Raw genomic sequence first — 21,628 nt, forward strand, 5'->3', positions numbered from 1 at the left:
TTAGGTATGCCTCTAATTCCAGCGCCCCAGGGATACCCCCGCTGGACGTTGCGGCTTTGGCGGAGGAGGTGGTACAGCGAGGTCTGGCAAAATCGATTTGTCATGAGACCGTCCGAACGGTCCTAAAGAAAAATGCACTAAAGGGATTGGAACTCTCATAAAGCATATTAAAGGTGTCGCTACGCCGCGTACCACTTCCTGAGCACGACCTAAAACCCTTCCCCAACTTGGACCAGTGAACCTCCAGATCATTTTTTTCCTTTTTAAGGAGGGCCCTTCCCTCAAAAGCAAAGAGAGGGTAGAATAAGCCCGCCTGATGAAGATCGTCATTTTAGTTCATTTATATAGAGGGAGGAACCATGTCCAAGGGATCTAACCCTTTTGAAAGCGGTTCGTCGACGACGAAGGCGTCGAAGGTAAGGCGCAGTTGCCGAGGCAGACAGCGGATCCGGCTTCTTTTTGTCTTCCTGCTGATTTTACACATCGCATTTATACCAGCGGCGCGAGCAGCGGGGAGCTTAAAAGTCGTGACCACCGTGGCCCCCCTCACCAACATCGTAAAGAACGTCGGCGGAAACCGGATCGATCTGCATGGAGTGATCCCGGAGGGGACCGACTCTCACACCTTCGAGCCGGCGCCGTCGGACATCAAATTCCTTTCCCAAGCCGACCTGCTGATCTTCAACGGCTTGAATTTGGAAACGCCGACGGAGACGTTGGCGAAAGCAAACCGGAAGAAGGGAGCCAAGGTCCTCAAGCTGGGCGACAATACGGTCAGCAAGAAAGAGTGGGTCTTCGATTTCAGCTTTCCGGAGTCGGATGGAAATCCCAATCCCCATCTCTGGCTGAGTGTGGCGCACGCGATCCGGTATGCGGAGCTGGTCCGCGACGCCCTGATCTCGCTCGACCCCGCCGGCAAGCCGTATTACGACCAGCGGACGACGGACTATCTGGCGCGACTGAAGAAGTTGGATGAGGCGGTCTTGAAGACAATGGAAACGATCCCGCCCCAAAATAGAAAGCTGCTGACCTACCACGATTCCTGGGCCTATTTCTGTCCCCGCTATGGCTGCAAAGTGGTCGGCGCCATCCAGCCGTCGAGCTTCTCGGAGCCCTCCCCCCGGGAGATGGCCCGCCTGATCGATCAGCTGAAGGCCGAAAAGGTCCCGGCAATCTTCGGATCTGAGGTCTTTCCGAGCAAAATCCTCGACCAGATCGGCAAAGAAGCCGGGGTGAAGTATGTCTCCACCCTCCGTGACGATGACCTCCCCGGCGCCGCCGAAGCGCCCGAGCATACCTACATCGGGATGATGGTAGAGGATGTGAAGACGATGGCGACGGTCTTGGGGGGAAAGGGCGAAGCGTTGACCGGTATCGACCCGAAAAACCTCCCTTAGCGCATCAAAAACCTTGACAATTCAAACGCCTTATAGCACACTTATAAAAAAGGTGTTATCTTTCTGAAGGGGGTTTTTCCGTGGCGAAATTGGTCCGATTCGGCGTTTCGATGGACGAAGGGCTTTTAAAGCAATTTGACGTTTTGATCGAAGAGAAAAAGTACACGAACCGCTCCGAAGCGCTGCGCGATCTGATCCGCGATCACCTCGTCGAGCAGGAGTGGGATGAAAACAAAGAGACGATCGGGACGATCACCATCGTCTACGACCATGGGGTCCACGAGCTGATGGAGAAGCTCACCGACCTGCAGCATCACTATTCGAAATTAATTCGCTCGACCCTCCACATCCACCTCGACGAGCACCGCTGCCTCGAAGTGCTGGTGGTCCGGGGGCGGAGCGGGGAGATCAAAAAAATCGCCGATTCGTTGATTTCGACCAAAGGGGTCAAACATGGGAAGCTGACCGCCACGACGACCGGGAAGGACCTCGATTAAGATGGCGGTTGTCTCCGAAAAAAGACCGCTGGTTTCTCTTCAACAGGTCACCTGCGGTTATCAGAAGAAAGTTGTCTTCCGCAACCTCTCCCTTCAGATTTATCCGGGCCAGTTTGCCGGATTGGTCGGCCCGAGCGGCACCGGCAAATCGACTCTCCTCAAGGTGATCCTCGGTGTGGTCCCGGCCCTCTCCGGACAGGTCATCGTCTCCGGAAACCAGGTCTCTCAGGAGACCCCCGCCTCGATCGGCTACGTCCCCCAAATCGAGACGGTCGATTGGGATTTCCCGGTGACGGTCGAGCAGGTGGTGGCGATGGGGCTTTATCGCCAATCGAAGCGCCTTCCCTGGCTGAGCGGGGAGGAGCGAACCCGAATCCGCGGCCTTCTCGATCAGCTGGGAATCGGCGATTATGCGCAGCGCCATATCAAAGCGCTCTCGGGCGGGGAGCAGCAGCGGGTCTTCCTGGCGCGGGCGTTGATCGGCAATCCGCAGCTTCTGATTCTGGACGAGCCGACCTCCGGCGTCGACCTGAAGACCCAACATGCGATCCTCCACCTCCTCGGAGAATTAAACCGGCGCGGGGTGACGATCTTATTGACAACGCACGATTTGAACGCGGTCGCACGGCACCTTCCTTGGGTGATCTGCTTCAATCAGACCATCATCGCGCAAGGACATCCCGAAGAGATTTTTACCTCTGCCACCCTTTCCCGCACCTACGAATCGGAGATGTCGGTGGTTCGCCAAGGAGAGGTCATCCTTGTTGACGACAGCCCCAAGGCCGGCCTACATTTCAAGAAGCATCTCCACCCCTCTTCCACGCAAGGATCGAATTGAACTTCTTAACGGCTCCCCTTCAATATGAATTCTTCGTTCATGGCCTGATCGCCGCCTCGATGGTTGGGGCGATCTGCGGCCTGCTCGGCGTCTACATTGTTTTAAGGCGGATGAGCTATATCGGTCATGGTCTCTCCCACGCCGTCTTCGGCGGCGCGGTCGTCAGCTATGTAATGAGTTGGAATTTTTATCTCGGCGCCGGGTTGTGGGGATTTCTCTCGGCACTGTTGATCAACTTCGTCACCCGGAAAAAGAAGATCGGCGCCGACGCCGCCATCGGTGTCGTGACCACGGCGAGCTTCGCCGTCGGCGTCGCGATCATCAGCCAGTATCGCCGCTTTACAAAGAATTTTGAGGCGGCGCTCTTCGGAAATATTCTGGGGGTCTCGACGCAGGACCTCTGGGCGATCGGGGCGGTGACGGTGATCTCCGGATTGCTGATCTTTATTTTCTATCGGCAGTTTCTCTTCACGACCTTCGATGCCGAGGTGGCGCGGATTTACGGGGTTCCGTCGGGATGGGTCGAATCGCTCTTCTCGCTGATCCTGGCGGCGACGATCATCGTCTCGATGCAGGTGATGGGGGTGACGATGATCGCCGCGGCGATTGTGATCCCCGCCGTTGCCGCCCGCCTGGTGACCGACAGCTTCAATAAGATGATCTTTCTCTCAACGCTGACCGGGCTCCTCTGCGGCGTGATCGGCATGTATGCCAGCTTCTATTTCAATGTCTCCTCCGGCGCGACGATCGTCCTGGTCGCCGCCGGGCTCTTCATGGTTGCTTATCTTTATCACCTCGCTCGGGAGAGCGGCCTGCCGGCCCGGGAAGAGGTTTCCGCGCCGATCGAGCCGATGCCGACGCATGAGCATCCGCATGACCATGCCGGCCTCCATCATGTCCACGAACATGCCCACCCCGAACCGACGACCCACCACAAAGGCGAACCGTCCGAGCCGCGCTGATCGGCGCTGAATTGCAGCGCATTCCCTGAGGCACTCGCTTGTGCCGGCCGTCTTAGCGCAACATCAAAGGCGAAATTTAAAATCCATCCTCTTACGGGCTGCTCAGGCGAATGTCATACGAGCCGAATTGTCCCGCCGACGGCGGGGCATTGGGGGAGCGCTGCACATGGGCATAGAGCCTCGCCGAAGCGGTCGGGGTCCAGCTGAGGGAAGAAGAGAGGGTAAGTCGATTGTTGTCGGGGCAGCTGCTCTTTCCCGTCAAGGTGTTCATTCCGCAATTGTGATAATCGCCGCCATCTCGGTTGTCGTTCTGAAGGCCATTGAGCGGGGCGCCTGAGCCGGGCTGGTCGTTCAGGAAAAGGAGGGTGTCGGCGCCATTATAAGTAAACGTCTCCAGCGTGTACCGGACCCCTCCGGCGACATCGAACGGGATGATATCTTCGTCGTTCTCCGGGGGGACCGGAGCCGCTTGATAGAGGGTGTGATGCTGAAGCTGGCGGTCCGCATCATTGGCGACGAGAAACGTGGCCGCTTCATTCGACTCGAAGCTGTCGGGTAAAAGCTCCATTTTTCGTTCTTGAAGGATCGCTTGAAGTCCGCCGGCGGAGCCGGGATCGACCGCGGTAAATTCGGTCACAAACGATTCCATCGTCGCGGGGATGCCGGAAGTAAATCGGCGGAGGGTCTGCCAGATCGGTTCCAGCCCGAGCGCCAGCGTGTCGTGCGGTTCGGTCACCGTGGCGGCCAGGGTCGGATCGTCGAAAAGATCCCACAACACCCCCGCGACCGCAATCTCGCTGGTGGTATAAACGGCGGCGCTCTTCAAGGCCGACGTCTGGGGTGAAGCATACGTCTCCAAATTAAAGGAGAAGGTCGCCCCCTTGGATGCCGTATCGACATAAATCGGATTTTTCCGGACGGCGCTCGAGAAAAAATTTCCCCATCCTTCCGACCAGGCCAATCGAACATCCTGATCATGGTCGGTGATGAAATGCTCCCCGCCGAGCGAGTCGTCTTTTGAGAAGTGATGGACCGCAAAGTGTCCATACTCATGGGCGATCACCGCATCGTCGTACTCGTCGGTGTCCCCTTGAGGGTCGCCCCCGCCGAGGATAAAGATCGCATCAAGCTGATCGTCGAAGTAGGTCCCTTGCGCGCTTCCCGGCTCCCAGTAGGCGGTGAGGAGGGGAGGGACGCATGGGGCGGTCGCAGGGGGTGAACAGGGGCCGCCGCTTCGCTGAATCAATTCGCTGGCGGTCGAGAAGACGTCGAGGATATTAAAGGCGCCGCCCGCTCCGGAAGATGCGGCCGCGGTCACATCGAGTCCGGTAAAGTCGCTTCCGCCGCTGTCGTCCATCGCATTGGAGGCGAGCGAGAAAAGGGCTTTATCGGTTAGATTGTTCCGGATTTCTACCTGGGTCGGATTGTTCGGCTCGGTCTTGGCCAAGACCTGAAGGTAGATCCCGCTTCGCCGGCCGGTGTTGTTGACGCCGGTAAAATCGAAGTTCCCCTCCGCATCGGTGGCGCCGGTAAAAATTGTGGTAAATCCATCGATGGCAACCACATTGATGGCGGCGCCGCGGACGGCCTTCGGTTGAATCTCGCCGGTAAACCCGTTGAGGGTATAGGGCTTGTCCTCATAGCGGACCGTGCCGGAGAGGTGAAGGTTCCCCTGACCCGACTGGGCCGCCACCACGCCGATCGAAGCGCTTCCCTGGAAGGTCCCCGTCGTCGCGACGAGGGTGGCGACCCCGATCCCATGTCCGGTCGCCACGCCGCTGTTCGGATCGATGCTGGCGATGGAAGGATCGAGCGACTGCCAAACAAACGAGACATTGTCGACGACCTCTCCGGAGGCGGTCTTGGCGGTCGCCGAAAAGGGGAGGGTGGTTTGCAGGACGACATTTCCCTGCTGCGGGGTAATTTCGATCTGTGCGATGGTCTTTGAACCGCCCCCTCCGCCGCCGCAGGAAGACAAAAGAAGAGAGAGCCCCAGCACGATCCCGAGGCAGACACGTTCGAGCATCTTCGTTATTTTCCTTTGAATTCGAGGATGTTTTCTCCCCCTTGTTTCCGCTTGACGGAAGGGGAGCGGGTCCGCTCGTCTTTATCTTCTTCTTTCTTTTCGTCTTTCTTTTCTTCGTGGAGCGTCAAGACGCTTCTCTCGGTGAACTCTTCTCCGGTATTCAGTCGAATGACCGCCTTTCCAACCACCTGTCGGGGCAACGTATCGCCGCTTCGGACGGTCCAGTCGAGTTGCTGCATCTCCCCTTTTTTGAGGGATCCCTCCCACCCATCCTCCGCCCCTTGGATCAGACGGAGGCCGGAAGGGAGTTCCAGTGAGAGGACCGCATCGCGGATATCGACGTTCGCCTTGGCGACCATCGTCAACCGATTCTCCCGCTCCGAGACAGACGATTGTTGCAGAGAGAGTTGAAGCGGAGGACGCGGCTTCACCGCCCAGGCCGGCAGGGCAATCACTAAAAGGAAGATGAAAATGGAGACGGAACAGATCTCAAGAAAAACTTTAATTTTCATCGGCGACGCTTCCTCCCTAAAAAATGCACGAGATCAGAGTCGCTTTATTCTATCACATTCGGCGGCCGCTTCCCGCTGAGGCCGGCGAGCAGATTTTCCAAGACCCGCTCTCCCATCCGAATCCGCGTCTCCAGCGAGGCCGATCCGACGTGGGGGAGGAGGACCACATTGTTGAGCTTCCGCAGCGCCGGCGAAAGAGAGGGTTCGTCTTCGAACACATCGAGTCCGGCCCCGGCAAGATGTCCCGTCCGCAAGGCGCGAATCAATGCTTTTTCGTCGACAATCGGACCCCGGGCGGTGTTGATGAGGAAGGCAGTCGGCTTCATCGACGCGAGCGCCCTTCGGTCGATTAAGTGGTGCGATTCGTTTGTCAGGGGAAGATGGAGCGAGATGAAATCGGATTCTTTCAGAAGCCGGGAGAACGGAACGAACGAGACGTTGAGCGCGGCTTCGTCCCGGCGCGGCAGCGACTTACGGCTGTGGTAGAGGAGCCGCATCGAAAAGCCGGCGGCGCGCCGGGCGACCGCCTGGCCGATCCGGCCGATCCCGACGATCCCCAGGGTCTTTCCAAAGACGTCGCTTCCGAGGAGTTGGGTCGGGGCCCAGCCGGTCCACTTTCCCGACCGGGCGAGACGCTCCGCTTCGGGAAGCCGCCGCGCGACGGCAAAAATCAACGCCCAGGTCAGATCGGCGGTCGTCTCGGTCAAGACCCCCGGCGTGTTGGTGACGGCGATCCCCCGCTCGGCCGCCGCCTTTAGGTCGATATTGTTATAGCCGACCGCGTAGTTGGCGATGATTCGAAGCCGGGGCGCGGCATCAATGACCTCCCGGTCAATCGGATCGCTCAACATCGAGATCAAGCCATCGGCCATTTTTATTCCGGCGAGAATCTCCTTTTTCGAAAGGGGCCGGTCGGCGCGGTTGAATCGAAGGCGAAAATGACGCCGGATCTTTTCCATGATCAAATCAGGAAGAACCCGGGTGAGAAAAACAGTCGGCATCATCAAAAAGATCATAGCGGAGTTTATGACCTTTGACAAGAAGGGGCTTTCGATTGCGGAATGCGGATTGCGAAGTGCGGAGTGAGGGAAAAGAGAGCGATCAGCGTTTAGCTCTCAGCAGTCAGCTAAAGAGGTAAAAGCTTCAAGTTCATTGCTGTTGATCTGATTTTGTCGTAAGCGACTGCGCGTCAAGGGCGTGCTGTGCCCGCTATACCCCGCGTCCCCAATCAGACGTCTCATACTACCTTCCAATGCAGGTCACCTTGTCGAAGCACCATCCGCGGTGCACTCCCGCGCGTGGTGCAAGTTGTGACCGTGGGGTCCGGGGGTCTCCCCCGGTGCCCTGGGAAGCCGAAGGGGGCTGGGCACGCAGCCCCCGCGGTGGGGCGTGGGGCGAAGCCCCGCTCCAATGTTCTCAATTCTAATCCTTCTACCTCCCCTTACCCCTCCTTACACCCTCTGGGATGCAGGCAAAGGAGGAGAATAAAACGGTACGAGGTGAAGCAATCAGAGGTTCTCCGCGCGTCGATTCAGTTTTAGGGGCCTTCCAGAACTTTAAAATCAGATCGACCCCGCCATTCATCAACCCTTTACATGTCGATGGAATTTGCCTATCATAAAACCTTATGAAGAAAATCTTCGCTTTGGTATTGCTCCTTCTCTTCTCGATTCTTTTCTTCTTCGAGAGAGGCCCCGCAAAGAGAGCCGATCCAAAATCGACCTTTCGGATGAACCTCACCTCGGAGCCGCCGACCCTCGACTGGTCGCTCGCCACCGATAACGTCTCGATCCGCGTCATCGAAAACTTAATGGAAGGCTTGGCGGAATACGATCCGCAACTTCGCCCCCGGCCGGCGATCGCCCAGAGCTGGGAGGTTTCCCCCGACGGGCTCCGCTATCTCTTTCACCTTCGGGAGGATGTTTTCTGGACCGACGGAAAGCGGGTGACTGCGGGCGATTTTGAATATTCGTGGAAGCGCCTCCTCGATCCAAAAACCGCCTCGGAATATGCTTATTTTTTATATGACCTTCGGGGAGCGGCGGAATACAACGCCGGCGAGACGAAAGATCCCGATCGGGTCGGGGTGAAAGCGCTCGACGAGAAGACCCTCCAGGTCGATCTCAAAAAACCGGCGGTCTATTTCCCTTCGATCACCACCTTTACGGCGACCTTTCCTCTCCGGCGGGATCTGATCGAGCAATATGGAGAGCGATGGACCGAGCCGGCGCACCTGATCACCTGCGGGCCGTTCCGCCTCAATGAATGGCGGCACGAGTATCGGTTGACCCTCGATGCCAACGATCGGTATTACGGCGGCCGTCCGGCGCTCGATCGGCTGGTCTTCTATGTCGTCGAGGAGGAGACGACCGCGCTGACCCTCTATGAGACCGACCACCTCGATCGGGTGGCGCTCCCGCCGGTCGCCATTCCCCGCTATCAACACCATCCCGACTATATCCATGCGCCGTTCTTGAGGGGCTATTATTATGGGTTCAATATCGAGAGAGCCCCTTTCAACGACGTTCGGGTCCGACGGGCGTTCGCCCTGGCAATCGACCGGAATGAAATTCCCAAAATTTTAAAAGGGGGAGAGATCCCCGCCACCTCTTGGATTCCGGAGGGAATGTTCGGATACAATCCGAAGATCGGGCTCGGCTTCGACCCGGAAAGAGCAAAAGCGCTCCTGGCGGAAGCGGGCCATCCCAGCGGGGCGGGGCTGCCGACGATCACCTTGGCCTTCAACACCGATCCAACCAACCGGCTGATCGCGGAGAACATCCAGGCGCAGTGGAAGCGGAATTTGGGCGTCTCGATCGAACTCGATAATATGGAGTGGAAGGTCTACCTGAAGCGGCTGAAAGAAGAGACGCCGCAGATTTTTCGTCTCGGTTGGGGGGCCGACTATCCCGACCCGGATAATTTCATGAACCTCTTTACCTCCACGAGCGGAAACAATTATTCCCACTGGAAAAATGCCGATTATGACCGGCTGATTTCGGAGGCGGCGAGCGAGCCGGACGAAACAAAGCGCCGCAACCTCTATGATGAAACACAGCGGATCTTGACCGAGCGTGCGGCCCCGATGATCCCCCTTTTCTTCGCGGCGCAGAATCTCTTGATCAAGCCGGAAATTCAAGGGCTCCAGGTCAATGCCATGGATCTCCTTTACCTTAAGGAAGCGAAGCGGGCGAAATAGGATCTCCTCCGATCGATTCCATCTAAATTCCTTCTGAACTCCTTCTTGAAACACCCAAACCCTCCATAATTCATTACTCCATCATTTTTATAAGATTTTTATACGAACCTCCCTCTCTTTTATCCCGTTTTTATACCTTCTTCGCTAAGATCGTTCTATTCACTGGGGAGGACCCGATGGAAATCGTCTGGGACATAATTTATTTAATGAGCGCGCTCCTGTTCTTTTGGCTGACCGGGGCGCTCTTGCGCGGCTTGGAAAAGCTATAAGCGACCTTAAAAGGGGAGGAAAGCGATGAATTCGATGTATCTGATCGGCGGACTCGTTGCAATCGGTCTGCTGGTTTATCTCCTGTATGCGCTTTTGAAACCGGAGAAATTCTAATGACAGCCAATGGCGTTTTACAAATCACCCTTTATTTTTTGGCCTTGGTCGCTCTGGTCAAGCCGCTTGGGTGGTACATGGCCCAGGTGTTTGAAGGGAAACCGGCCGGCCTCAACCGTCTATTACAACCGATCGAGCGGCGGATCTACCGGCTCTGCGGGGTCCGTGAGGAAGAGGAGATGAACTGGCAGCGCTACACGGTGGCGATGCTCCTCTTCAGCGTCGTCGGGTTCATTGTCCTCTATCTCCAGCAGCGACTCCAAGGGCTCTTGCCGCTCAACCCGCAAAAGCTGGGCGCGGTGTCACCTGACTCGGCCCTCAACACGGCGGTCAGCTTTACCACCAACACAAACTGGCAGGGATATGGCGGCGAGTCGACGATGAGCTACCTGACCCAGATGCTCGGGTTGGCGGTTCACAATTTCATGTCGGCGGCCACCGGCATTGCGATCCTGCTCGCGCTTGTGCGGGGTTTTGCCCGCCGTTCCGCCCAGGGGCTCGGCAACTTCTGGGTCGATCTGACCCGGTCGACCCTTTATCTCCTCCTTCCGCTCTCCGTCGTTTTTGCGTTGGTCTTGGTGTGGCAAGGGGTCCCTCAGACGTTTAGCAGCGATAAAAGCGTGAAGCTGCTGCAGCCGACGAGCTACGACAATCCGGTGATCGATCCGAGCGGAAAGCCGGTGCTCGACGAAAAAGGTCAGCCGAAGACAGAGAAGGTTTCTCTCACCGAACAGTCGGTGGCGGTCGGGCCGGTTGCCTCGCAACTGGCGATCAAACAGCTCGGCACCAACGGCGGCGGCTTTTTCAACGTCAACTCAGCCCATCCCTTCGAGAACCCGACCCCGCTGACCAATTTTCTGGAGCTGCTGGCGATTCTGTTGATCCCGGCGGCCCTCTGCTATACCTTCGGCGCGATGGTCGGCGACACGCGGCAGGGTTGGGCGCTGCTCACCGCCATGCTGGTCGTCTTAATCCCGCTCACCTTCCTCTGCGCCTGGAGCGAGCAGAACGGCAATCCGGCTTTCGCAACCCTCGGCGTCGACCAGGCCGCCGGCGCGCTGCAGGCGGGGGGCAACATGGAGGGAAAAGAGGTCCGATTCGGGATCATCAACTCCGCGCTGTGGGCCACGGCGACCACCGCCGCTTCAAACGGCTCGGTCAACGCGATGCACGACTCCTTCACCCCCCTCGGGGGATTAATCCCTCTCTGGCTGATTCAACTCGGAGAGGTGATCTTCGGCGGGGTCGGCTCCGGACTCTACGGGATGCTCATCTTTGCGGTGATTGCCGTTTTCATCGCAGGGCTCATGGTCGGCCGGACCCCCGAGTATCTCGGCAAGAAGATCGAGGCGTATGAGATGAAGATGGCGTCGCTGGCGATCCTTGTTATGCCGATCATCGTCCTCCTCTTTACGGCAATGGCGGCGGTGACGACGGCCGGCGTCTCTTCGATGGCCAATCCGGGCGCGCACGGCTTCAGCGAGGCGCTTTATGCCTATAGCTCGATGGGAAACAACAACGGCAGCGCCTTCGCCGGACTCAACGCGAACACGCCGTTTTACAATCTCACCGGCGCGCTCGTCATGTTGATCGGGCGATTCTGGATCGCCGTCCCGACGTTGGCCTTGGCCGGATCGCTCGTCCGAAAGAACAAGGTGCCGGTCGGCCCGGGGACCCTTCCGACCCATACGCCGCTCTTCATCTCCTGGCTGGTTGCGATCGTGATCATCGTTGGCGCGCTGACCTTTTTCCCGGCCCTGGCGCTCGGCCCAATCGCAGAATATTTTCAAGGAGGGGTTTAAAATGGATTCGACCCTGAAGGAAACCAAAAAAAGCCGACCGCTCTTTGATCGAGCGATCTTAGGTCAAGCCTCTGTCGAAGCATTTCGACGGCTCGACCCGCGCCAGCAGGTCGGCAACCCGGTGATGTTCGTGGTGGAGGTCGGAAGTCTTTTGACGACCGTGCTCTTTATCCAGGCGCTGTTCGGCAAAGGTGAAATGTCGGCTGGGTATATTCTGACGATTTCGATTTGGCTCTGGTTTACGGTGGTTTTCGCCAACTTTGCGGAGGCGGTGGCCGAGGGAAGGGGAAAGGCGCAGGCGGCGGCGCTGAAGAAATCCCGCCGAGACCTTTCCGCCAAAAAGCTGGCCGCCCCGGAGAATCGGGAAAAATATTCAACCGTTCAAGCGAGCACCTTGCGCAAGGGAGACAGGGTCCTGGTGGAGGCGGGGGATGATATCCCTGCGGATGGGGAAGTGATCATGGGGGTCGCCTCAGTGAACGAAAGCGCCATCACGGGAGAGAGCGCCCCGGTCATCCGGGAGTCGGGCGACCGAAGTTCAGTGACGGGAGGGACGCGGGTCCTCTCCGATTGGCTCGTCGTCCGGATTACCACCAACCCCGGGGAGATGTTCATCGATCGGATGATCGCGATGGTTGAAGGGGCGAAACGTCAGAAAACGCCGAACGAAATCGCGCTGAACATTCTATTGGCGGCGCTGACGATCATCTTTCTCCTCGTCTGCATCAGCCTCTTGCCCTTTTCGATTTACAGCGTGACCGCCTCCGGTCATGGGGCCCCGGTGGCGGTGACCATCGTGGTCGCCCTGTTGGTCTGCCTGATTCCGACCACGATCGGGGGACTGCTCTCGGCGATCCGGATCGCCGGGATGGATCGGATGGTTCAGGCCAACGTGATTGCGATGTCGGGCCAGGCGGTCGAAGCGGCGGGCGACGTCGATGTGCTCCTCCTGGACAAGACCGGCACGATCACCCTCGGAAATCGTCAGGCGACCGAATTTGTCGCGGCCCGGGGGATCAGCGGAGAGCGTCTCGCCGATGCGGCGCAGCTCGCTTCATTGGCCGACGAGACCCCCGAAGGGCGGAGCATCGTCATCTTGGCGAAGCAGCGTTATCAAATCAGAGAACGGCAAATTCATGAGCTCGGCGCAACCTTCGTTCCCTTTTCGGCCCAGACGCGAATGAGCGGGGTGAACCTTCCGGGGGGAGAGCAGATCCGGAAGGGGGCCGGCGACGCGATCGAGGCATGGCTGAAAGAGCAAGGGGGGGAGATTCCGGCGGACGTTCGCGCCGCGGCGGAAAATATCGCCAAAAAAGGGGGGACCCCGCTGGTCGTCGCGGATGGTCCGAGAGCGCTCGGGGTCATCTACCTGAAAGATATCGTGAAGGGGGGAATCAAAGAACGCTTTTCGGAGCTTCGAAAGGCGGGGATTAAAACGGTCATGATCACCGGGGACAACCCGCTGACCGCGGCGGCGGTGGCGGCGGAGGCGGGGGTCGATGACTTCCTGGCGCAGGCGACGCCGGAGACCAAGCTCAAACTCATTCGAGAGCTGCAGACCGGCGGACGGCTGGTGGCGATGACCGGGGATGGGACGAACGATGCGCCGGCGCTGGCCCAAGCGGACGTGGCGGTGGCGATGAATACGGGGACGCAGGCGGCCAAAGAAGCGGGGAACCTCGTCGACCTCGATTCGAATCCGACGAAGCTGATCGAGATCGTCGAGGTCGGCAAACAGCTCTTGATGACCCGCGGCGCGCTGACGACCTTCAGCACCGCCAATGACGTCTCCAAATATTTCGCCATTATCCCCGCTGCGTTTGCCGGGATCTATCCCGGACTGGCGGCGCTCAACATCATGCGACTGGCGACGCCGCAAAGTGCCGTCCTCTCGGCGGTGATCTTCAATGCATTGATCATCGTCGCGCTGATTCCGCTCTGTCTTAAAGGGATCCGCTATCAGCCGGTCTGGGCGGCGGCGCTCTTTCGGCGCAACCTGCTAATCTACGGCGTCGGGGGGGTGATCGTACCGTTTATCGGAATCAAGGTGATCGATATGATCCTGGTTGCATTCGGCTGGGCGTAGGGCGTGGGGCAGGGCGCATCTGGTGTGAAGATCTACAATCAACAGACTTCTTCCAGTGCCGGCCCTACATACAAAATAGATCGTGGGGCAGCCTGGTGTGAAGATCTGAGACCACTAATCTCTTCCATCACCAGGCCCGCATACAAATGAGGAGAACTTATGTGGAAGCAAGAACTAAAACCGGCCGTGTTGTTGTTTTTGATCATCACCGTCCTGACCGGGGCGCTTTATCCTTTCGCCATCACCCAGATCGCTTCGCTCTTTTTTCCGAATCAATCGGGAGGGAGCCTGATCGAGAGAGAGGGGCAAGTGCTCGGATCCGAGCAGATCGGTCAGCCGTTTGACGATCCGAAATACTTTTGGGGCCGCCCGTCGGCGACCTCGCCGTTCGGTTATAACGCCGCGGCCTCTTCCGGATCAAATCTTGGCCCGACGAATGAGGCGCTGAAAAAGGCGGTGGCCGACCGGGTGGCCGCATTGAAGTCCGCCGATCCGGAAAATACCGTGCCGGTCCCGGTCGATCTCGTGACCGCCTCCGGAAGCGGGCTCGACCCGGACATCACCCCTGCCTCGGCCCTCTATCAGCTCCATCGCGTCGCGACCGCCCGCGGCGTCGGGGAGGAGACGATCCGGCGTTTGATCGATGAAAAAACCGAAGGGCGGCCGTTCGGAGTGTTTGGAGAGCCCCGCATCAATGTCCTCGATCTCAATCTGACACTCGATGCGTTTATTCAAAAAAGAGATCTTCCTTAGCACCCGACAGGCATGTTTTTTTCGGCCAATTATGATAAAAATAGGGTGGCCCGACCCCTTAAGCAATCTAACTTGATCACGGAAGCATGATGGAAGAGCACCGGCCCGATCCCGACGCGCTTTTAAAACGCGTTCATGAGGAGGAAAAAAAACAAGCGCGCGGTAAGCTCCGTGTCTTCTTCGGCGCGGCCGCCGGCGTGGGAAAAACCTTCGCCATGTTGGAGGCGGCCCACGAACAGGTGGAGGCGGGGATCAACGTCCTCATCGGCTGGGTCGAGACCCACGGACGGCGAGAGACCGAGGCGCTGGTGGAAGGGCTGGAGGCGCTCCCACCGCGGCAGGTCGAGTATCAATCGGCCGTCCTGAAGGAGTTTGACCTCGATGCGGCGCTGAAGCGTCGTCCGACCCTCATTTTAATGGACGAGCTGGCGCACACGAACGCCCCCGTCGCACGCCATGCCAAGCGTTGGCAAGATGTGGTGGAGTTGCTCGACGCCGGCATTCATGTTTATACCACGGTGAATGTTCAACACCTGGAAAGCCTCAACGACATCGTCACCCAGATCACCGGCATTCCGGTTCATGAAACGGTCCCCGACTCCATCCTGGAGCAGGCCGATGAGCTGGAGCTGATTGATATCCCGCCTGAGGATCTCATCCGCCGCCTCAAAGAGGGGAAGGTCTATGTCCCCGAGCAGGCCGAGCATGCCATTCACAACTTCTTTCGGAAAGGAAACCTGACGGCGCTCCGGGAGTTGGCGCTGCGGCGCACCGCCGATCGGGTCGACGCGGAGATGCAGGTCTATCGTCTGGACCACGCGGTGCCGAGGGTCTGGCCGGCGGGTGAGACGATCATGGTCTGTGTGAATCCGACCGCCCGGGCGAGGAAGCTCATCCGTACGGCCCGCCGCATGGCCGGAGGGCTGCATGCCAAATGGATCGCCGCCTACGTCCAGACCTCGGAACATCTGCGCCGGCCCGAATCGGAGCGCGATCAGGTGGTGCAGGCGCTGCGGCTGGCCGAGCAGCTCGGCGCCGAGACGGTCACCCTCAGCGGGCATCGAATCAGCCAGGAGATCCTCAGCTATGCGCGCGCGAAGAATGTTACCCGGATCATCGTCGGCAAGACCATCCGGCCCCGCTGGAAAGAGCTCTTCTTCGGCTCGGTCGTTTCGGACCTGGTCCGGGAGAGCGGCGACATCGATGTCTATGTCATCACCGGCGAAGCGGGCCGAAGCCGCTCGATGGCGGCGCGGATCTTTCGACTGACCAGCCGCTGGCCGGCCTATCTGAAGGCGGCGCTGATGGTGGCGGCGGCGTCGGGGATCGCCTCCTGGATGCAGCCGACCTTCGCATCGACCAATATCGTCATGATTTATTTATTGGCGGTCGTTTTTGTCGCCTCGCGCTGGGGGCGCGGCCCGTCGGTGCTCGCCTCGATCTTGTCGGTCGCGGCCTTTGATTTCTTCTTTGTTCCCCCCTCCCTTTCCTTCGCCATCTCCGACACGGAATACCTCATCACCTTTTTGGTGATGTTGCTGACGGCGCTGCTGATCAGCAACCTGACGATCCGCAACCGCGAGCAGGCCGAACTGGCCCGCGACCGTGAGCGGCGCACCGGGGCGCTCTATGCGATGAGCCGGGAGCTGACCCAGACCCGACTGGTCGGAGGCCTCTCCCGCGTTGCCCTTCGACATATCAGCGAGGTCTTCAAATGCCAGGCGGCGGTCTTCCTGGCTGACGAGATGAACCATTTGAGACCGGCGATCGGGGAGGAGGCCGCCTGGATTCAAGACGACAAAAACGTCGGCGTGGCGCAGTGGGTCTTTGATCATGCGCAGATGGCCGGGATGGGGACCGATAATCTCCCTGGCGCCGATGCGCTCTTTCTCCCCCTGGTCGCCCCGCACGGCGTGTTGGGGGTATTGGCGGTCCGGCCGGAGCAGGCGCGGCAGTTTATGGAGCCGGAGCGGGTTCACCTGCTCGAGACCTTCGCGAATTTGATGGGGAGCGCGATCGAGCGGGCGATGTTGGCCGAAGCGGGCCAACAGGCGCAGGTGATGATCGAAGCCGAACGGATGCGCAACGCGTTGCTGAGCGCCGTCTCGCATGACTTAAGAACCCCCCTCGCGGCGATCGCAGGGGCAGTCAGCAGCCTTTTCGAGGGGCGGGTCGATTTCGATCCGCAGACTCGGAAGCAGCTGATTCAATCGATCCATGAAGAGGTGATGTGGATGGATCGGCTGGTCAATAACCTCCTTTACATGACGCGGTTGGAGGCCGGCGCCATCCAGCTTCGCAAAGAGCCGCTTCCGCTGGAAGAGGTCGTCGGGGCGGCGCTGGTTCGGATTGAAAAAAAATTGGGCGATCGGCCCGTCACCACGCAGGTGCCGACCGACGGACCGCTCGTCCCGATGGACGGTGTTCTGATCGAAGAGGTCTTGATCAACCTCCTCGAGAATGCAACGAAGTACACGCCGCCCGGCAGTCCGATCGAGCTCTCGGCGGAATTTAGTGAGGAGGAGGTGATCCTCTCCCTGGCCGACCGGGGGCCGGGAATTCCGGAAGGGGAGGAAGCGCGGATCTTCGACAAGTTCTACCGGACCGGTCCGAAGCGGACCCGCGGCGTCGGGTTGGGGCTGGCGATTTGCCAAGGAATCGTGGCGGCGCACGGGGGCCGGATCTGGGTGGAGAACCGCCCCGACGGAGGAGCCCGCTTTCGCTTCGCCTTGCCGGTCACCGGCGAGCAGCCGCAGGTCGAAGCCGAAGATGCGGAAGATCAGGCGACCCGACGATGACACAACGTGAGCCGATTATTTTAGTGATCGAAGACGAGACCCCGATCCATCACTTTATCCAGACGACCCTCTCCGGCGCCGGCTATCGGGTGGTCGATGCCAAGAACGGAAAAGAGGGGCTGACCGAGGCGATGGCATGGAACCCCGATGTGGTATTGCTCGACCTGGGGCTTCCCGACATCGACGGCCTGGAGGTGATCCAGCGGCTCCGGGAGTGGACCTCCCGGCCGATCATCGTCCTCACCGCCCGGTCCCAAGAGCACGACAAGGTGACCGCCCTGGATCTGGGCGCCGACGACTATCTGACGAAGCCCTTCGGAATCGAAGAGCTGCTGGCGCGCATGCGGGTGGCGCTCCGGCGGACGGCCCGAACCGAGGCGGGCGAATTGATTTTCCAGCTGGGAAACTTGCGGGTCGATCTCGGAAAGCGTCAGGTCTTCGTCGGTGAAAGAGAGATCCATCTCAGCGCCACCGAATACAAGCTGTTCGCGGTGTTGGTTCGCCATGCCGGGAAGGTCATCACCCATCGTCAATTACTCAAAGAGGTCTGGGGCCCGCTCCACGCGGACGACGCCCCTTACTTGCGCGTTTATATGCGACAGCTGCGGGGCAAGCTGGAGGAAAACCCCGCGCGCCCGCGGTATCTCTTAACCGAGATGGGGGTGGGATACCGTCTGCGGGTAGACTGACATCCATCGGTAGAACGCTTCCATCCCTTCTCGGATTCTCCAAAGCAACCCTCTCTCATTGAGCCGAATATAGAATCAACGCGGACAAGGGTGTCGCTCCATTAAGATTAAGCGTGTTGGAACGGGGGCGTTGCCCCCAAACGCCCAGCGACGATCTCAACGTCGTCGGGTTTTACCCCGCGACTCTCAGTTTGCTGTCCGCAAATCAAAATGCTTTCTCCCCCCAAATCTTTTGCGAGATCTTTTGCAATATCTTTTGATTGATATTTATCCTTTTTTATTGTATACGGTAGTAATACTCAGTGGCGTGGCGGTTCTGCCATTGAGTTAGACTCGAAGACCTGGATCACCATTCACCATCATGAGGTCGATAGATGCACCGGAGGGTCCCGCCGGTTAAGAACCTGCAGGCAGAGGAGTCCGTCCCCCGTTCCCTGCGGCCCCTCTCCTCCTTCGGCCCGGCCCCCGCGGCCCTCCTCCTGATCATCTCATTACTCCTTACCGGAATTGCTTGGCATTACACCTCTCTTCGGATCGAAGCGACCGCCAGAGCACAATTCGATCGAAAAGTCCTCGAAGCGAAAGAGGCGATTCATCGGCGGCTGCAGGCCTACATCGACGCGCTCTTGGCGGTCCGCGGCCTCTTCACCCTTCATGACGAGATCAGCCCCGCAGAGTGGAAAGGGTTCGTCCATCAGCTCGACCTTCAGAAACGCTATCCCGGTATCCATGACATTGCGTTTGCCCGTTATGTTCCCAATTCAGAAAAAGTCGAATACGAGCGGCGGGTGAGGCGCGATACCCGCGTCGATCCAAACGGCCATCTCGATTTTTCAATCCATCCGGCCGGAGAGCGCGACGCCTACTATCCGCTCGACTATCTTGAGACCTTTTCTTCAAATCAGGAGCAATTCGGCTTCGACATCGGCAGCGATCCGATCCGGCGTTTGGTCATCGAGCAGGCGCGCGACAGTGGCAGGCCGGTCGCCACCGGACGGATCGTTCTCGTTTTCCCGCGAGAGTCCGGCTTTGCGATCCGGCTGGCCGTCTACCGATATGGAATGCCGCACGAATCGGTTGAGGAGCGGCGGCGCGCCTTGCTCGGTTTTGCGAGCGCCGCTTTTTCGATGACCGAATTGCTCAAAGAGGTTTGGGGCGATTATGCCCGCCGGGAGGTCGATTTCAAAATCTATGACATGGAGCCGTCCATCGACGGAGAGCCAAACCGCTCGGTCAAACCGTCGCAGTTGCTGTATGACGACGAGATTCTCTATTCAAAGGTTCCAAACAATTACCCTCGCTTTCGACGTAGGGAGGTCGTGGAGGTGGCGGGGCGGCAATGGGTCGTCGACGCTTCCACCAAACCGAATTTTAAAATGGGCCTTCAGGAGTACCTGCCTCTTTTTGTATTGTTCGGTGGATCGGTCATCAGTGTATCGCTTTTTTATGTCGTCCGCGCCGTCGGATTGTCCCAGAGACGCGCCGTCGATCTCGCCACGGTGATGACCGCCGACTTGCGGGAGACGGAGGAGCGATTTCGCGCCCTCTTCGACCGGGCCGCCATCGGGATGGCCCAGCTCGATCTCGACGGGCGTTTCCTGAAGGTCAATCAAAAGGTAATCGACCTGCTCGGTTACACGGAAGAAGAGCTTCTCGGCCGGACGTTTTCTCAAATCACCCATCCCGACGATGTCGGGCCCAATCTCGATCTAAAACGGCGGTTGTTGGCCGGCGAGATCGAGACCTATGAGATGGAGAAGCGTTATCTCCACAAAGGAGGGGGAATGATCTGGACGCATCTCAGCGTCTCTCTGATATATGACGGCTATGGAGAGCCGAAATATTTTATCGGCGTCATCAATGATATCTCGGACCGGCGGCGCGCAGAAGAGGCGCTTCGGGAGAGCGAATCCCGTCTGAGGATGATCATCGACAACGTGCCGGAGTGTGTGAAGACGGTCAGCCTGGATGGCTCTCTTCTCGCCGTCAATCCGGCCGGACTCCGAATGGTCGAAGCCGAGTCGAGTGACAAGGTCGTCGGGAGAAAGTTGATCGATGTCGTTCATCCGGAAGATCGGCCCGACTTCCTTCGGTCCCATCAGGCGTTCTGCCGGGGTGAGGCAGGGCGGCTGCAGTACCGTCTGGTTGGGTTACAGGGAACCCTTCGTTGGATGGATTCCCACGCCGTTCCGCTGAGAAATGAGCGGGGAGAGATCGCTTCCATCCTGTCGGTCACCCGCGACATCACCGAACAGAAGCAGGTGGAAGAAGCGCTGCGGGAGAACAAGCGCGCCCTCTCGACGCTGATCAGCAATCTGCCGGGGATCGCCTACCGTTGCCGAAACGATCACGACTGGACGGCGGAATTCATCAGCGAGGGCTGCTACCCGCTTACCGGTTATCGTCCGGCCGATTTCATCGAAGATAAAAAAATTTCTTTCGGAAAGCTGATCCATCCGGACCATCAGGACCGGGTCTGGAGCGACGTACAAGCGGCGCTTCAAGAAAAAAAACCGTTCCAGCTCGTTTATCGAATCATCGCCGCCTCGGGCGAAGAGAAGTGGGTCTGGGAGCAGGGACGGGGAATTTTCTCGCCGGAAGGAGCGCTCCTCGCCTTGGAAGGTCTGGTGATGGAGATCACCGAACAAAAGCAGGCCGAAGAGGCGTTGCGGCATTCACGCCAACAGTTGCGGGACCTCTCCACACGCCTGCAGACGATCTTGGAAGAAGAGCGAACACGGATCTCTCGGGAGATTCACGATGAGTTGGGGCAGCAGCTGACGATTTTAAGAATGGACCTCTCCTGGCTGCTGAAGCGCTTGTCGGCCGAGCAGGCGATCCTCCGAGAGCGGACGCAATCGATGATCCATCTGGTCGATACGACGATTCAATCGGTTCGAAAAATCTCGACCGAAATGAGACCGGGGGTACTCGACGATCTCGGGCTGACCGCCGCGATGGAGTGGCAGATCGAAGATTTCAAAAACCGAACCGGAATACGATGTCTCTTTACCGCCTGCCCACAAGAGATCACGCTCGATCCGGGCCGTTCGACGACGGTGTTTCGCATCTTTCAAGAAACCCTCACGAATATCGTTCGGCATGCCAATGCGAATGAGGTCAAGATCCGGCTGGAGCGGGAAGGCAGCCACCTCCTCCTGGAAGTCTGCGACAACGGAAAGGGGATCAGCGAAGAAGAGATCGCCAATTCGAAATCGCTCGGACTGCTGGGGATGCGCGAGCGGACGCTCCTCTGGGGGGGGACGGTTCAGATTCACGGGATATCGGGGAGGGGAACGCGCGTCTCCGTGAACATTCCCCTTTCCCAGCCGAGCCCGGTGGCAGAGACCGCTTCCTGATGGATATCCCCGACGTTGGATAGATGCAGGTATGGATTCTGCCTCCGTAGGATCCAATGAGAAGCAAAATTATGTCGAGGAAAAATTTGGATTCGGGGCTTTGGCCCCGGACCCCTACTGCATTAAGGTCGTGGGGTTTTACCCCACCCCCCACCGTGGGGGCCGACTGCCCGGCCCCCTCTACCCTCCGGGCACAGGCGGCCCTCCCCGTGCAGCCGGGGGGAGATCCCCCCCGCTCCCCCCTTACGGTCACAACTTGTACCACGCGCGGGAGAGCACCGCGGATGGTACTTCGACAGGTGACCTGATTCGGTCGATAGAACGTC

At 58.7% G+C, this 21,628-nt stretch carries 15 protein-coding genes; 12 read left to right on the forward strand and 3 right to left on the reverse strand.

Annotated elements, in window-relative coordinates; all coding sequences use genetic code 11:
- Positions 1 to 359: 359 nt before the first annotated feature.
- The 4 genes from HY282_19190 (at position 360) to HY282_19205 (ending at position 3,694) form a co-directional block, all read left to right on the forward strand.
- A complete protein-coding gene (locus tag HY282_19190; GenBank protein MBI3805885.1) occupies positions 360 to 1,397 on the forward strand; it encodes a zinc ABC transporter substrate-binding protein in 1,038 nt (345 codons plus the stop codon).
- An 80-nt stretch (positions 1,398 to 1,477) separates the two neighbouring features.
- Complete coding sequence (nikR, locus tag HY282_19195; protein MBI3805886.1) at positions 1,478 to 1,894, forward strand: nickel-responsive transcriptional regulator NikR; 417 nt, start codon at positions 1,478 to 1,480, stop codon at positions 1,892 to 1,894.
- Position 1,895: 1 nt separating this feature from the next.
- The gene (locus HY282_19200) at positions 1,896 to 2,732 is read left to right on the forward strand and encodes a metal ABC transporter ATP-binding protein (GenBank protein ID MBI3805887.1); all 837 of its coding nucleotides are present in this window, start codon (positions 1,896 to 1,898) and stop codon (positions 2,730 to 2,732) included.
- Complete coding sequence (locus HY282_19205; protein MBI3805888.1) at positions 2,729 to 3,694, forward strand: metal ABC transporter permease; 966 nt, start codon at positions 2,729 to 2,731, stop codon at positions 3,692 to 3,694. Before HY282_19200 ends, HY282_19205 begins: the two co-directional genes overlap by 4 nt.
- Before the next feature lie 91 nt (positions 3,695 to 3,785).
- On the opposite strand, the gene HY282_19210 is transcribed toward HY282_19205, so the two are convergent.
- Genes HY282_19210 through HY282_19220 form a run of 3 tightly spaced genes read right to left on the reverse strand, consistent with a single transcriptional unit; the run spans position 3,786 to position 7,236 of the window.
- The gene (locus HY282_19210; GenBank protein MBI3805889.1) at positions 3,786 to 5,720 is read right to left on the reverse strand and encodes an Ig-like domain-containing protein; all 1,935 of its coding nucleotides are present in this window, start codon (positions 5,718 to 5,720) and stop codon (positions 3,786 to 3,788) included.
- Positions 5,721 to 5,725: 5 nt separating this feature from the next.
- Positions 5,726 to 6,232, reverse strand: coding sequence for a hypothetical protein (locus HY282_19215; GenBank protein ID MBI3805890.1), 507 nt, complete (start codon positions 6,230 to 6,232; stop codon positions 5,726 to 5,728).
- A 44-nt stretch (positions 6,233 to 6,276) separates the two neighbouring features.
- Positions 6,277 to 7,236 carry a D-glycerate dehydrogenase gene (locus tag HY282_19220; protein MBI3805891.1) on the reverse strand — a complete coding sequence of 320 codons (960 nt, stop codon included), beginning with the start codon at positions 7,234 to 7,236 and terminating at the stop codon, positions 6,277 to 6,279.
- 623 nt (positions 7,237 to 7,859) lie between these two features.
- On the opposite strand from HY282_19220, the gene HY282_19225 reads away from it, so the two are divergent.
- From HY282_19225 to HY282_19260, 8 genes are all read left to right on the forward strand, one after another.
- A complete protein-coding gene (locus tag HY282_19225) occupies positions 7,860 to 9,431 on the forward strand; it encodes a peptide ABC transporter substrate-binding protein (GenBank protein ID MBI3805892.1) in 1,572 nt (523 codons plus the stop codon).
- Positions 9,432 to 9,725: 294 nt separating this feature from the next.
- Entirely contained in the window at positions 9,726 to 9,815 is a 90-nt protein-coding gene (gene kdpF, locus HY282_19230) for a K(+)-transporting ATPase subunit F (GenBank protein MBI3805893.1), read from the forward strand.
- The gene (gene kdpA, locus HY282_19235) at positions 9,815 to 11,617 is read left to right on the forward strand and encodes a potassium-transporting ATPase subunit KdpA (protein MBI3805894.1); all 1,803 of its coding nucleotides are present in this window, start codon (positions 9,815 to 9,817) and stop codon (positions 11,615 to 11,617) included. The genes kdpF and kdpA overlap by 1 nt, the downstream gene beginning before the upstream one ends.
- Before the next feature lies 1 nt (position 11,618).
- Positions 11,619 to 13,703, forward strand: coding sequence for a potassium-transporting ATPase subunit KdpB (gene kdpB, locus HY282_19240; GenBank protein ID MBI3805895.1), 2,085 nt, complete (start codon positions 11,619 to 11,621; stop codon positions 13,701 to 13,703).
- A 159-nt stretch (positions 13,704 to 13,862) separates the two neighbouring features.
- Positions 13,863 to 14,456 (forward strand): potassium-transporting ATPase subunit KdpC, encoded by a 594-nt coding sequence (gene kdpC / locus HY282_19245; protein ID MBI3805896.1) that lies wholly within the window; start codon positions 13,863 to 13,865, stop codon positions 14,454 to 14,456.
- An 89-nt stretch (positions 14,457 to 14,545) separates the two neighbouring features.
- Positions 14,546 to 17,254, forward strand: coding sequence for a sensor histidine kinase KdpD (locus tag HY282_19250; protein ID MBI3805897.1), 2,709 nt, complete (start codon positions 14,546 to 14,548; stop codon positions 17,252 to 17,254).
- Positions 17,251 to 17,943, forward strand: a complete 693-nt coding sequence (locus tag HY282_19255; GenBank protein MBI3805898.1) for a response regulator — start codon at positions 17,251 to 17,253, stop codon at positions 17,941 to 17,943. The genes HY282_19250 and HY282_19255 overlap by 4 nt, the downstream gene beginning before the upstream one ends.
- A 374-nt stretch (positions 17,944 to 18,317) precedes the next feature.
- Positions 18,318 to 21,302: a PAS domain S-box protein gene (locus HY282_19260; GenBank protein ID MBI3805899.1), complete on the forward strand. Its 2,985-nt coding sequence runs from the start codon at positions 18,318 to 18,320 to the stop codon at positions 21,300 to 21,302.
- Positions 21,303 to 21,628 lie beyond the last annotated feature (326 nt).

The organism is Candidatus Manganitrophaceae bacterium, from assembly GCA_016200325.1.
Classification (GTDB): domain Bacteria; phylum Nitrospirota; class Nitrospiria; order SBBL01; family Manganitrophaceae; genus Manganitrophus.